The organism is Streptomyces montanus, from assembly GCF_005786655.1.
Lineage (GTDB): Bacteria > Actinomycetota > Actinomycetes > Streptomycetales > Streptomycetaceae > Streptomyces > Streptomyces sporangiiformans.
Genome location: NZ_VBZC01000030.1, coordinates 1 through 13176, shown reverse-complemented (window position 1 = coordinate 13176; position 13176 = coordinate 1). Strand labels below are relative to the sequence as shown.

The following is a 13176-nucleotide window of genomic DNA, read 5'->3' as shown; positions in this document are numbered from 1 at the left end:
GGCTACTTCGCCTTGGCGATGTCGGTGTCGATCTGCGCGGCCGTCTTCTTCAGCCCGGCGTCCAGGTCCTTCGCCTTGCCCGACTCGAAGTCGTAGGCGAAGTTCTGCAGGGTCTCCTGGTAGGCGCTGCCGTTGACCGCGGCGGGCGCGGTGTTGCTGTTCGGGTTCTCGGCGATCTTCACGAAGGCCTGCATCGTCGCGTCGTTCTCGAGCTTCGGGGACTTCAGTGCCTCGAACGTCGAGGGGACGTTGTTGATGGCGTTGGCGAAGGAGACGACCGCGTCGGTGTTGGTCGTCATGTACTTCACCAGCTCCCAAGCGGCGTTCTGCTTGGTGCTGGTGCTGGCGAGGCCGATGATCGTGCCCGTCAGGAAGCCCTTGCCGTAGGTGTCCGCCTGGTCGTCCGGGACGGGGAACGGCGCGACGCCCACCTCGAAGTCCACACCGGCGTCCTTCATCATCCCGCCGCGCCACTCGCCGTCGATGTTCATGGCTATCTGCCCGGTGTGCAGCGGGTTCTGGGCGGACCACTCGTCACCGAAGGTGGAGCGGTACTTCTCCAGCTTCTTGAAGCCGCCGAGCGACTTGACCATGTCCTGCTGCCAGGTGAGCAGTTCCTTGAAGGCCGGGTCCTTGGCGACGTTCGACTTGCCGTCGGAGGTGAAGTACTCCGGGCTCCACTGTGCCGCGAGGTGCGGGACGGTGACCTCGTAGCCGTGGAAGTTCGGCATGAAGCCGAGCTGCGAGTAGCTGTCGCCCTTGGTCTTGGTCAGCTTGATCGCGTCGGCCTTGAACTCGGAGAGCGTCTTGGGCGGCGACTTGATGCCGGCCTTCTCGAACGCCGTCTTGTTGTAGTAGAGGCCGTACGCGTCGCCGAGCAGCGGCAGTGAGCAGCGCGTCCCCTCGAACTGGGTGTAGTCCAGCATGGGCTTGGGGAAGGTCTTCTCGGCGTCGATCTTCGACTTCTCCAGGAACGGCTTCAGATCGGCGAAGACACCCGACGAACAGAACTTTCCGACGTTGCTGGTCTCCGGCGAGGCCACCACGTCCGGAGCGTTGGAACCGCCCGCGCGCAGCGCCTGGTTGACCTTGTCGGCGTCGACGTTCCCGACGACCTTGACCTTGATGTTCGGGTGCGCCTTCTCGAACGCCGCGACGTTCGCCTCGATCGCCTTGACCTCGTTGGGCGCGCTCCAGGGGTGCCAGAAGGTGATGGTCGACGGCTTGCTGGCGTCGTCGTTCGCGCCGGACGTACCGGAGCCGGTGCAGGCCGTGGCGGTCAGAGCGAGCGCGGTGACCGCGCCGGCAAGGCAAACACGGGTGAATCTGGGCATGACGGAACTCCTCGTGGCGTGCACAGGGAAAGGGAGAGAGATGTGGTGGAGAAAGGGGGTGGAACGGAGATGGAGACGAGGGGGGAGACGGGGGACGGGCGAGCCCGCGGATCAGGGAATGCGGATCAGGGAATGCGGATCAGGCGGTGAGGTACGGATCAGGAGGAGACGTACGGATCAGGGGGTGCGATCCGTGGTGTCGAAGACCTCGTCGCGGGTGGCCGCGAGGGCTGACTGCAGGGCTCCGGTCAGCACCGGGCTGTCGGGTGTCGTGCTGAGACGGATGGCGGGGCGGGGTACGGCCAGTTCGGCGAGTTCGGACTGGATGAGGGAGCGCAGGGGCTCCCCTCCGGCCGTGATCAACCCGCCGGCCAGGATGATCAGTTCGGGGTCGATCACCGCGACGATCGAGGCGAGTCCGGTCGCGAGGCGGGTGGCGAACTCGGCGAGGACGGCTTCCCCCGGTCCGGGGGAGTCGGCCGTACGCGCCGCTTCGGCGACCACCGCCGCGGCCTTCTCGGTGAGGCTTCCGCCGGGCGGAGGTGTCAGCCCGTGTTCGCGGGCCAGCCGCAGTACGGTCCGGAGCCCGGCGAGTTCGTCGAAGCCGCCGGAGTTGCTGCGGGCGACATGACGTACCAGCGGGGCGCCGGGCACGGGGAGGAAGCCCACCTCGCCGGCGCCTCCGGTGGCACCCCGGTGCAGTCGGCCGCCGATCACGACCGCCGCGCCGAAGCCCCGTTCGCCCCAGAGGAGGGTGAAGTTCTCGCAGCCGCGTGCCTCGCCGATGCGCTGCTCGGCCACGGCGGCGAGGTTGACGTCGTTCTCCACCTCGAAGGGGATGGGGCCGAGCGCGGCGGCCAGCTCCTCCAGCAGCCGGGGCGAGTGCCAGCCCGGCAGATGGCTGGCGTAGCGCAGGTTGCCGGTGGTGGGGTCGAGGGCGCCGGGCGTGCCGATGACGAGCCGGTGCACATCGGTGCGGTGCAGCCCGGCGTCCTTGACCGCTCCGTCCAGCGCCTGCAGCAGGCGGTCGATGGCGCCCTGCGCGCTGCGTCCGGGCGTCGGCAACTCGAAGCGGCCGACGGTACGGCCGGTGATGTCGGCCACCGCGGCCCGGATCCCGGACGGGGTGACATCGAACCCGGCGACCCGGGCGGCGGCGGCGTTCACCGCGTACAGCTGTGCGCTGGGTCCGGGCCGTCCCTCGCTGGTGCCGGTGACGACGACGAGCCCCGCGGTTTCCAGCCGGGCGAGAAGCTGCGAGGCGGTCGGCTTCGAGAGCCCGGTCAGCTTGCCGATCCGTGTGCGCGACAGCGGCCCGAGCTCCAGCAGCAGATCAAGAGCGGCCCGGTCGTTCATGGCGCGCAGCACACGAGGGGTGCCCGGGGTACCGGCGGATCCTGCCATGTCTGTCGCCACCTGCCCTTCAGCCGCCCAAGCTTCTCAGCGCTTTCACCGAGAAGTCCAACCATCGATCACTGTTAGGAAACTTTCCTATCGATGGGAGGAAGGTAGGCCGCGCATCGAGGAGGCGTCAATACCGGCCACTGGCGGAAACCGAGTCGTTACCTGGGGTGGCCCGCCAAAGGGGTTGCTGCGTGCGCATGGCGTCGCAGGGGCACCAGGGGCGGCTCGAAACTAGATCGAGGCGCTGATGCGGCGAGGGGCGTCGAGGATGCGACTCATCGCTTCGATCGCGGCGGGCGGCTGCTCGGTGTCGTCGTCCTTGTTGGTGGAGAGCGCGTACCAGACTTGCTCGATCGAGGGCGGACCCACCGCGAGATTCCGCAGCGCCGCCTGGGTCGAAGTCGCTTCGCCGAGACGGACCGCATACGCCGCGACCATGGCTCCGGTCCGCCCGACCCCGGCTCCGCAGTGCACGAACACCGGACCGGACGACGACTCGACGGCCTTCACGAAGTGGTTGACCTGCTGTGTCGTGGGAGTCTGCCCGTCCCTGATCGGCATGCGCACGGCCTTCATGCCGGCGTCCTCGGGCCCTGCCAGAGCCTTGGCGGAGAGATCCTCGGCGCGCAGATCGACGACGGTGTGCACGCCTCGCGCCGCGAGCTCGCGGTATCCGGCCTGCTGGGGGGCGGATCCCCTCCACAGGTGGTCGTCGACGGCCTGGAAGTGGTTGATCCCGGCCATGCGTACGCCGGACGAAGTCTGCTGGGAAGCCAGGGCGTGGATCCCGAGCATGCCGAGGGTGGCGACGAGCCACACGGCGACGTAACCGATTATGCAAAGGACCGCGATCTTCGCGGTCCTGCGGAGGAGCGGGTAAAGGCGAGGGATCGAGGACGTAGGGCCAAACAACACGAAGCGGAACCTTGGATGGGGAAACCTTGTGTCCCACACTACCTGGATCGACCTAAGAGGTACCTAAATGTGACAAAGCATACAAAAATCGTAAATGGGACTTCTGGGGTGGTGTGGCTTCAAGGAAGAGGCGGTACCTGCCCCTCACCCAGGACGTCGGCCCTCGCCCGGTTCGCGGTGGTGTCCCTGAGGCAGCCACGCAGCCGCATCATGTCGTGGCTGGGCAGCGCGGGCCGGACCACGCCCGCGTACACCCCATCGCCCAGGCTGGACAGGGGTGTGTACTCGCGCGAGGCGGCGGTGGACCGGCGACAGGTCTCCCAGAGGTCGCGGGCGGCCCCGTCCCGCATCGGCCCGGTGTCGGCGTTACGCAGCGTGACGCGGAAGACGACGGCGCTGGCCGCGGAGTCGGGAGTCGGCGCGGGGCGCGTCTGGACCGCGTCGGCGATGGCGAAGGTGAGGGCACCGAGCAGCCCCGTGACCACCACGCCCACGGTGGCCTTGAAGAGAACGCGTCCCGGCCGGCCCGGAGGTACGGCGGGACGCTCCTCGATGCCGGGGACGTCTCCGCGTGTGCCACCGGGCGGGGCGGCGAGGCTCGTCAGGCGGCCCGCCAGCATCCGCTCCGCTCTCGCGCGGCCCGTGGTGCTCGCGATCTTCTGGATGACGAAGGCGACGACGGAGAGTAGTGCGCCCGCGGCCATCAGTACGGGCACGAACACGAACGTGTCGTTCCTGTCCTCCCTGCCCTCGAAGGGGCGCGTGTCCAGCCAGCGGAAGCGCTCGGGTGCGGCTTCACGGCTCTGCTGCAGCCGTCGCTGCACCTCCTCGGCGCGCGCCTCGGCCTCGACGAGTCGCCGCTCCAGGCGGCCGAGCCGGGAGAGCAGGACCGTGGCCACCAGGAAGACCTCGACGATCAGCAGCAGCACTCCGCTGGTCAGGGCGCGTTGCCACTCCCAGCGGTGGAGGTATACGAAGAGGTAGATCGCGGCCGCTGCCGCGGCCCCGCCTCCCAGCAGGTAGCTGATGTACTTCATGGGAGGTCCGCTCCCGCTTCCGCGTCCCCTTTACCTTCCTTTTCCTCTTCCTCGTCCCTTTCCCCTTCCCCTTCTCCTTCTCCTTCCTGTTCCTGTTCCCCTTCCGTGCTCAGGGCTTCGACCGTGCCGCTCGTGCCGTCCACGATCAGTTCGGTGCCCTGGGGGAACCGCTCGACGGCGTCCGGCACGCCGACGACCGTGGGCACCTTGTGCTCACGGGCGAGCACCGCGAGGTGGGACAGGACACTCCCGGTCTCGGCGACCAGTCCGCCCAGGTCGGGAAGCTCCGCGGCCAGGTCGGGGTCCAGGGTCCGTACGACCAGGACCGCGTGTGCCGGCCGCGAGCCGTGGCGGTGCCAGGCGGTGCCGGTGCCGTGACCGCCGCCCGCGCCCTGCCCGGTGTGGTGGCCGCGGTCCCGGCTCCCCGCACGGCCACGGCCACGACCGCCGGTCGGCTCGGCGACGGGGAGGTTTTCCGGCGAGAGCCGGAAGGCGGCGGGCAGCGGGGGCGCGTCCGGCCGGGGCTCGCGTTCGTCGAACTCGGCCGTCCACGGGGCCCCGCCCAGGAGCTCGGCCAGCTCCGGCCAGCGCAGTGTGGACAACCGCCGCAGCACATCGGGCCGCTCGGCGGTGCGCAGTCGGGCCGCGTACTCACGGACCAGACTGGCCTGCATCTCCTGCACCCAGCGGATGCGCAGCCGCAGCCCTTCACGGACGGGCAGCGCCTCGACGCCGCGTGATGCCCCGGTCCAGCCGGTAAGTCGCGGCAGCCGCGCGGGCCGCTGGAGCGAGGGCGGCACCAGGGACAGCAGCACCGGGTGCCGGGCCAGCAGCTCGGCGTCGGGGACGCCTCGGGCGCGCCCCTCGGCGAGTACGGCCAGTGCCTCGCCGACGGCCGTGGCCCCGCTGCCCCCACCGACCAGGGAACCGGCGAGGGACTCCTGCGCGTGCAGCGACGACAGGACATTACGGCCCCAGGCCAGCGCGGCCAGTATCGCCCCGGAGAGCATCTCCGGCGGGGGCGGGATCTGGGCCAGCTCGCGGTCGACCTCGGCCATCAGGTCCACCGCCAGCAACGGCAGCGCACTCTTCAGCCGCCCCACCCGCCACGCCGCGGAGGCACGCCGGGCTCCGGGGAGGGGGTTGATGAAATCGAGGACGGGGTGCGCGGAGGGCACGGTGCCCAGCAGCCTCAGATCCGCCGCCACCCGTCCGTCCACGGTGGTGACCGGGGGCACCGAGCGCAGGATGCGTCGCGGGGTGGTGCCGGCGTTGTCCAGTGCCAGAGTCAGCCCGTGGGACATCGGGGCCACCCACAGGTCCTCCTCCAGCGGCTGGAGCACCATGGGGAAGGTCTCCGCGACCGGGCCGGGGCCCAGCAGCCGGGCACCGCGTGCGGCTCGCAGGGCCATGGCCGTGATGGGACGCGCCTGGAAGAGCCACAGGGCGTTGTCGGTGTCGAAACCGAACTCCATGTCCTGGGGCTCGCCGAACACCCGCTCCGCGTTCCGGGCCAGCCGCACCAGATGCGATATCCGGCGGTGGCCCAGCAGCCGGTCGCGGCGGGGTTCGCGCGGTTCAGTGGCGACCAGCCTGCCGTGGCGGGTCACCTGGTAGCGGATGCCCTGGACGGTGCCCGCCAGCAGTTGGTCGGGCCCGCCCCGCACCGCGCTGACCAGGATGCGGTCCTCACGGCCCGCCAGGGGGTCGGCGCCGAACATGACTCCACCCACGGCCGTCCGCAGCATGGGCTGGACCAGGACGGCCATGCCGCCGTTCGGCAGGTCATCTCCGCCGGGCGCGGGCGCGGGCGCGCGGCTTCGACGGGACGAGTCGAGCACCTTCTGTACCGCGGTCATGAAGTCGTCCCAGCCGCGCACGTCGAGCTCGGACGCGAAAAGGCCGGCCATCGAGGATTCGGCGGTGTCCTCGTACGCGGAGGACGACCGTACGATCAGCGAACGCCCCTCCTCGCCGGTCAGCCCGCGCCAGGCCTCGCGCACCGCGGACGGCCCGGTGGGCAGGTCGGCCGCCGGTTCCTCCGGAACGAGAGCGAACCCCGGCAGGACGGGCAGCCCGGCAGCGGCGGCATGGGCGAGACGGGCCGCCTTGGCCCCGGTCAGCGCCGGGTCCCCGGCCTCTTCGCTATCCAACGGAATCACCGCCAGCCGCTCCAGGCAGATGCCCACAGCCGACTCCTTCGGTCAGGCCGAAAACCACCCCCGGATACCACTCTGAACGCCTCACCGCGTCCGCGCTATCGCTGGCCTTGCTCCCCCCACCGCCGGGCTGCAACCCGGACACAGCGAGGCGGCGCCCGGTGTGCTTCGGGCGCCGCCTCGCCGACGGTTACTTCGGGGTACGGGCCGGTGGCGCAGCCGCCGGCGCCAGTGGTGTGGCCGCCTCGGACTGCGGGGACGACGTGTTCGCGTAGGCCGACGGAGGCGCCATCCCCGCCGTCGGGTCACTGGTCGGCTCGCCCTCGGGCTGGGCCGGGATGCCGCCGACGATGCGGATGCCGGCCGCGTCGAAGGCTTGCTTGATGCGCCAGCGGAGTTCGCGTTCCACGGAGAGGGCCTTGCCGGGCATCGTCTTCGCCGAGACCCGGACGACCATCGACTCCAGGAGGACGCTGTCGAGGCCGAGGACCTCGACCGGGCCCCAGAGGCGCTCGTTCCAGGGCTCCTCCTTGCTCATGGTCTCGCCGACCGCGTCGAGGGTGGTCTTCACCTTCTCCAGGTCCTCGTCGGAGCGGACGGTGACGTCCACACCCGCCGTGGCCCAGCCCTGGGAGAGGTTGCCGATGCGCTTGACCTCGCCGTTGCGGACGTACCAGATCTCTCCGTTGTCGCCGCGGAGCTTCGTCACGCGCAGGCCGACCTCGATGACCTCGCCGGAGGCGACCCCCGCGTCGACCGTGTCGCCCACGCCGTACTGGTCCTCAAGGATCATGAAGACGCCGGAGAGGAAGTCGGTGACGAGGTTGCGCGCGCCGAAACCGATGGCGACGCCCGCCACACCGGCCGAGGCCAGCAGCGGTGCCAGGTTGATCTCGAACGTGCCGAGGATCATCAGGCCGGCCGTACCCATGATCAGGAAGGACGCGACCGAACGCATGACCGAGCCGATGGCCTGAGAGCGCTGGCGGCGGCGCTCGACGTTCACCAGCAGGCCGCCGAGCGCGGTGCCGTCGACGGCCTGGGCGGTCCGGTTCATGCGGTCGATCAGCTTGGTGATGGCCCGCCGGATCACCACCCTCAGCACACCCGCGATCACCACGATCAGCAGGACCCTGAGCCCGATGCCGAGCCACGTGGACCAGTTCTGCTCGACCCAGCTCGCGGCGTTGTTCGCGCTCTCCTGGGCGTCCTGGAGCGATGGCGCCGTCGGATCCTCGACGGGATCGGCGGCCGACAGGACGGACAAGAACACGGCAGGTACCTCCAGGCATAGCGGTCTGCCCGCGGCTGGGGGGTCACAAGCGGGTCACCGGACGAGCAGACTCAACACACTATCGGGGCACCATGTGTGGATCGCTCCAATGTTCCAGGGAGACACTGTGCTCACCTGGGGAGGGAGGCGGGAAAGAAAAACGGTGTGGTCGAAAACACTCCCAGCCCGTTACCGGGACATGGTGGCGCTTCCACCAGGCATGAGGGGAGACTGGCTGCAGATCGTCCCGGCGCGAGCCACGCGCCGCCGGCGTACAAGGAGGCATCCGTGCCGCATGTCCTGGTCCTCAACGCGTCGTACGAGCCACTCGGCGTCGTACCGCTCCGCCGCGCGCTCGTACTGGTCCTCGAGAACAAGGCCGTGTGCCTCGAGGAATCCGGCGCCTTTATGCATAGTGCAACCGTTACTGTCCCCGCACCCAGCGTGGTCCGGCTGAAGAGGTTCGTACGGGTCCCTTACCGGGGGCCCGTTCCGCTGACCCGTCGGGCACTGTTCGCCCGCGACGGCGGCCGGTGCATGTACTGCGGTGGCGTCGCAACCAGCGTCGACCACGTCATCCCGCGCTCCCGCGGAGGTCAGCACGTCTGGGACAACGTGGTGGCGTCGTGCCGCCGCTGCAACCACGTCAAGGCCGACCGCCATCTCTTCGAGATCGGCTGGCGGCTGCGCCACAAACCCGCCCCGCCCACAGGTCTGGCCTGGCGCATCATCGGAACCGGGCATAGGGACCCGCGCTGGCTGCCCTACCTGCAGCCGTACGGCGCGGATGACGCGATGGCCCGGATCGACGGCATCTCCGCCTGACGAGCCGGGCCTTCGTCTTGCCCCGTGCGGTTTCCTCCGGCCCTCCGGGAGGTCCCCGCGGTGCCTCCCGGAGAACCGAGCCCTTGTGCCTGCGGGCCGGGCCTTTCGCGTGGAGCCGCGTGAGCGTCGTGAGGTACGTGAGGTAGTGAGGTTCGTGAGCGTCATGTGGTGCGTGAGCTGCGCGAGCTACGTGTAGCGCAGCTCCGTAGGCCGAGCACCTCCTGCGGCACGCCGGCGGCGGCCTGTGCGGCGAGGCCACGACCCGGCGCGGCGCGGCGCGCTCAGTCCGCCACCGCGTATGCCTCCACCGACCACAGCGAATACCCGTACCGGGTCGCCCGCTTGACGCCCTGTACGCGGATGAAGCGTGTGTCGCGGGCATCCATGCGGACGGACTCGCGGCCGCCGCGGCCGTGGTCGACGGTGGCGGCCGTGTGCCAGTCACGGCCGTCCCGGGAAACCTGGACGCGATACGCGGAGGCGTACGCGTCCTGCCAGCGCAGTACCACCTGGCCGAGGCGGACGGGCTTCGCCAGCTCCACCTGCCACCAGGCGTCGTCCTCGGCGGGGGACGACCAGCGGGTGTCCGGATCGCCGTCGCCCGCCTCGGTGGCCGGGAAGTCCTCGGTCTCGTCACCGGAGGAGGTCGCCCGGCCCGTGCGGACCAGGTCGGACCCGGCGGTGCGCGGGAAGGCCCGTACCGTCAGCGTGCGGGTCTCGTCGCCGAAGCCGATCCGGATCGGGTACGTCCCCGACGGCGTCCCAGCGGGGACGGTGACCGACACGGGGACCTCAACCGTGGTGCCCCGCGGGAGAGTCGAGGTCCGCGGGACGCCTGCCTTGATCCCCTTGGGTGCCCGCACCGTCAGTTTCCCTCGGACGTCGGCGGGGCGCCGCGAGGTCAGACGGGCCGTCACCCGCTCCGTACCGCCGCCGATCTCCACGTCCGTCGCGGGGCGGGTCAACTCCAGGGAGGCATCGGGGGAGTCGCCGTACCAGGGCACCAGGTGGTGGACGCGGGACGGGGCCGGACCCGTGACCCGTACCGCGTTCGCACGAAGTCCCCGTCGCGTGGCGATCTCCGTCGCGCCGCCGTCCGCGAGGTCGCCGAGGCGGCGCCAGCCCTCGCCGGGCACCCGGGCCTCGACGGTGCCGGAGGTGCCGGGGGCGGCGAGCACGGTGACGCCGGCCAGCTCGCGGGGGCGGGTGAGGCGGACGGTACGGCCGTCCGCCTCGGGCGCGCGGTCGGCGGCGGGCTCGTGGTCGAGCCCGGCCCACGCCTCGTACGCCTCCCGCGCGCGCGTGAGGAACGGGTCCAGCACGCCCTCGCCGACCGTCACCCGGCTCGCGTCGAGCTCGGCGCGCAGCCGGTCGAGGGCGCGATACGCCCGCCAGGCCCGGGTGGTGTCGCCGTCGGTCTGGGCGCGCAGCATGTCGACGGCCGTGCGGCCCGCCTCCCCGTAGCGCGCCAACTGCCCGGCCCAGGGGGCGACTTCGGAGCCCAGGAGCGAGTCCGCGGACAGCCGCCGCGGGGTCTCGCGCATCACCGTGAAGGCGGCGCGCAGACGCCGCGCCGCGGTGCTGTACGCGGTGCGGTCCATGGTCGTACGTGCCTGCCAGAAGGCCTTCAACAGCGGGCGCAGATACGCCGATTCATCGCCGCCGAGCACGGACGACGCATCGTTCCCGGCCAGCGCCCACAAGGCCTCCTCGCGCTTCTCGTCACCGCCCGCGAGGTCGCCGATCGCCGCCCGCCAGGACTCCTGGGCGCGGTACTCCCTCGGGTTCCAGGCGAAGTCGGCGGCCGTGAACAGCGGAATGCGGGAGATCTTCGCCTGCTCCATCGCGTTGGCCAGCAGTGCCGCCGAGCCGGTCGCCACGGCGGGCTCGCGGCCGGTGTAGGGGCCGAGGAAGATCCGGTCCTGGGCGTAGTCGTTGATCGGGTAGTTGTCCATGGTGACCAGCGGATGCCCGAACGCCTCGCGCGTGGCGGCGAGTTCGCGTCCGGTGATCGTCCTCGGTACGACCCCCACGCCCGTCCACACCACCTCGACGCCGGAGTGCAGCTCGTCCGCGAGCGTCCGTCGGTACGCGGTCGAGCCGTCCTGGTAGTACTCCGTCGGCATCAGCGACAGCACGTCGGGGCCCGGGTGGCGCCCGGCCAGGTGGCGGGCCACCGCGTTCGCCACGCGCGCGTGGGCACGCGCGGCCGCCTCGGGGCCCGAACCGAACGCGTCGGCGTCCTCGTCGCAGCTCCACTCGCTGTAACTGACGTCCTGGAACTGGAGCTGGAAGGCGCGCATCCCCAGCGCCCACATCGTGTCGAGCTTGCGCGTCAGCGCCTCGATGTCGCCGTCCGAGGACAGGCACATCTCCTGGCCGGGAGCCACGGCCCAGACCGGCGTGACATGGTTACGCCGCGCGCGCTCGGTCAACTCCCGGAACCGCGCCCGCTGCCCGGGCGGGTACGGCTCACGCCAGCGCGCCTGGCGGTAGAGGTCGTCGCCGGGGGCGTACACATAGCGGTTCTGCTTGGTCCGCCCCATGAAGTCCAGCTGGGCGAGGCGCTGTCGCTGAGTCCAGGGCGTGCCGTAGAAGCCCTCGGTGGTGCCGCGCACGGCGGTGCCGGGCCAGTCGTGTACGACCACACCGGCGACGCGGCGGCCGTCGATCAGCTGACGCAGCGTCTGCACGGCGTGGAACAGGCCGTCCTCGCCGGCACCCGCGAGGGCGACCGTGTCCCGGCCCCGGACTCGGCCGACGGCGAGACGGTAGCCCCCGGAGGGGAGGTCGGTGCGCGGGGTGGCGCCGAGGGTGGTGAGGGCGTCGTCGAGGGCGTGGTTCAGGGCCGCGGGGCGCCCTCCGGGTTGGTCCGCGCCCTTCGTGCTCCTGGGCGCCGTCTCGCCCGCGCGCACCACCAGCGCATCCTTGGGCAGCCGCTCCCACTCCCGCTCACGTAACCGCGTGATCTGCCGGACCCCCGCCTTCCGCAGAAGGGCGCGCAGGGCGTTGAGCGCGTACGAGTCCGCCGTCCCGTCGGTGACCAGCGCGACCTCGTCCGTCATCGTGACCGCGTCGTCGCCCGCCCGCAGGGACTGCGGCCTGGGCCACACCGAGGGGAGGCCGCCGCCGGACTTGTCCCGGGACTTCCCGCCGGACTTCTCGCCGGACTTCTCGTCCGAGGGAGCCGAGGAAGCAGAGGGAGCCGAGGACGTGTCGGGCGGCGGCGGAGCCGCGACGGCGCCGGGAATCGCGCCGCACACGCCCGCGACGACGACGAACGCGAGGGCTGTCGCCCTCTTCCTGCGCCGGAGTTGCAAGGACCTCTCCTAGTCGGTCGACGCGTCCCACTCGTCCAACTCGTCGGCCCTCACGGCACCGTCAGGGCGGCATTCGAGCCCACCATCCGTGTCGCCGAGGTGTCAACGAGAGTGGCCGTAGTGTCGCACTTTGACACTCTGTGTCATGAATTTGGCTTACGTGTCGTGTCGCGAACTCGGAGTGTTGTCGTGCGAACACCCTTGGTCAACTGCCGCACGCGGGAGAGAATGTGAACAGCGACACGATGTCCGCCCGATTACGTCTGTGATCGCGCACGCTGGGTAGGGCTCGCCCTGACCCTGACGTACGACGACTACCAAGGAGGCCACCGTGGCCGCATCGGCAGTACTTCTCCCGGCCTTTTCCAAACCCTCGGCGGAGCAGCCCGCCGACCCCGACCTGCACCTTTGCATCTTCACCGCCGAGGGATCGTGCGCTGAGGCGCCCCTCACCAGCGAACCCCCGCTGCCCGACGCCGAACCCCTGACCAGCGAGCCCCCCATCGCCGACGCCGCTCCCCTGACGAGCGAACCCACCTCCACGGGTGCTGCCGTGGCCCAGGACTTCCCGGGGGTCTGATGCCGCTTTCCCGGCTCGCCGCACTGCACGGCGTCGCCACCTCCTACAGCCCGTCCCCGGATCGCACGGTCGCGGCATCGGACGCCGCGGTGATCGCCGCTCTCGCCGCGCTGGGCGTGGACGCGAGGACGCCGGACTGCGTCGAGAGCGCGCTCGCGGCCCGCGAGGCGGAGCTGAGGGAGCGGCTGCTGCCGCCGACGGTGGTGTGCTGGAACGGCACCGGGAACGAGAACGAGAACAGCGCCGGGAACGAGAACGGGAGCGGGGGCGCGGCCGTGAGCGGCGACCGCGAGCCCGCGGCGGACGCCCCCGCGCCCGCCGCGCGAGCC

The 13176-nt window shown here is 71.0% G+C and carries 9 protein-coding genes and 1 pseudogene; 3 read left to right on the top strand and 7 right to left on the bottom strand.

What is annotated here, in order from left to right; genetic code table 11:
• Window positions 1-2 precede the first annotated feature (2 nt).
• The 6 genes from FE633_RS25665 to FE633_RS25640 form a co-directional block, all read right to left on the bottom strand.
• Window positions 3-1334, bottom strand: a complete 1332-nt coding sequence (locus FE633_RS25665) for an ABC transporter substrate-binding protein (protein WP_138047558.1) — start codon at window positions 1332-1334, stop codon at window positions 3-5.
• A gap of 177 nt (window positions 1335-1511) precedes the next feature.
• Complete coding sequence (locus tag FE633_RS25660) at window positions 1512-2738, bottom strand: ROK family transcriptional regulator (protein ID WP_138047557.1); 1227 nt, start codon at window positions 2736-2738, stop codon at window positions 1512-1514.
• Between the two features lie 231 nt (window positions 2739-2969).
• The gene (locus FE633_RS25655) at window positions 2970-3557 is read right to left on the bottom strand and encodes a fused DSP-PTPase phosphatase/NAD kinase-like protein (RefSeq protein ID WP_246113832.1); all 588 of its coding nucleotides are present in this window, start codon (window positions 3555-3557) and stop codon (window positions 2970-2972) included.
• Between the two features lie 215 nt (window positions 3558-3772).
• Window positions 3773-4690 carry a hypothetical protein gene (locus FE633_RS25650; RefSeq protein WP_138047556.1) on the bottom strand — a complete coding sequence of 306 codons (918 nt, stop codon included), beginning with the start codon at window positions 4688-4690 and terminating at the stop codon, window positions 3773-3775.
• A complete protein-coding gene (locus FE633_RS25645; protein ID WP_138047555.1) occupies window positions 4687-6879 on the bottom strand; it encodes a PEP/pyruvate-binding domain-containing protein in 2193 nt (730 codons plus the stop codon). Before FE633_RS25645 ends, FE633_RS25650 begins: the two co-directional genes overlap by 4 nt.
• Before the next feature lie 160 nt (window positions 6880-7039).
• Window positions 7040-8122 carry a mechanosensitive ion channel family protein gene (locus FE633_RS25640; RefSeq protein WP_138047554.1) on the bottom strand — a complete coding sequence of 361 codons (1083 nt, stop codon included), beginning with the start codon at window positions 8120-8122 and terminating at the stop codon, window positions 7040-7042.
• Window positions 8123-8410: 288 nt separating this feature from the next.
• On the opposite strand from FE633_RS25640, the gene FE633_RS25635 reads away from it, so the two are divergent.
• Window positions 8411-8947: an HNH endonuclease gene (locus tag FE633_RS25635; RefSeq protein ID WP_119106420.1), complete on the top strand. Its 537-nt coding sequence runs from the start codon at window positions 8411-8413 to the stop codon at window positions 8945-8947.
• Between the two features lie 281 nt (window positions 8948-9228).
• On the opposite strand, the gene FE633_RS25630 is transcribed toward FE633_RS25635, so the two are convergent.
• Window positions 9229-12267, bottom strand: coding sequence for a beta-N-acetylglucosaminidase domain-containing protein (locus tag FE633_RS25630; protein WP_138047553.1), 3039 nt, complete (start codon window positions 12265-12267; stop codon window positions 9229-9231).
• 331 nt (window positions 12268-12598) lie between these two features.
• Between FE633_RS25630 and FE633_RS25625 the strand changes: the two genes are divergently transcribed.
• Both FE633_RS25625 and FE633_RS48685 read left to right on the top strand, forming a co-directional pair.
• The gene (locus FE633_RS25625; protein WP_138047552.1) at window positions 12599-12847 is read left to right on the top strand and encodes a hypothetical protein; all 249 of its coding nucleotides are present in this window, start codon (window positions 12599-12601) and stop codon (window positions 12845-12847) included.
• Window positions 12847-13176, top strand: a pseudogene (locus FE633_RS48685) (4-alpha-glucanotransferase); the annotation flags it as partial. The gene FE633_RS25625 and the pseudogene FE633_RS48685, both read left to right, overlap by 1 nt.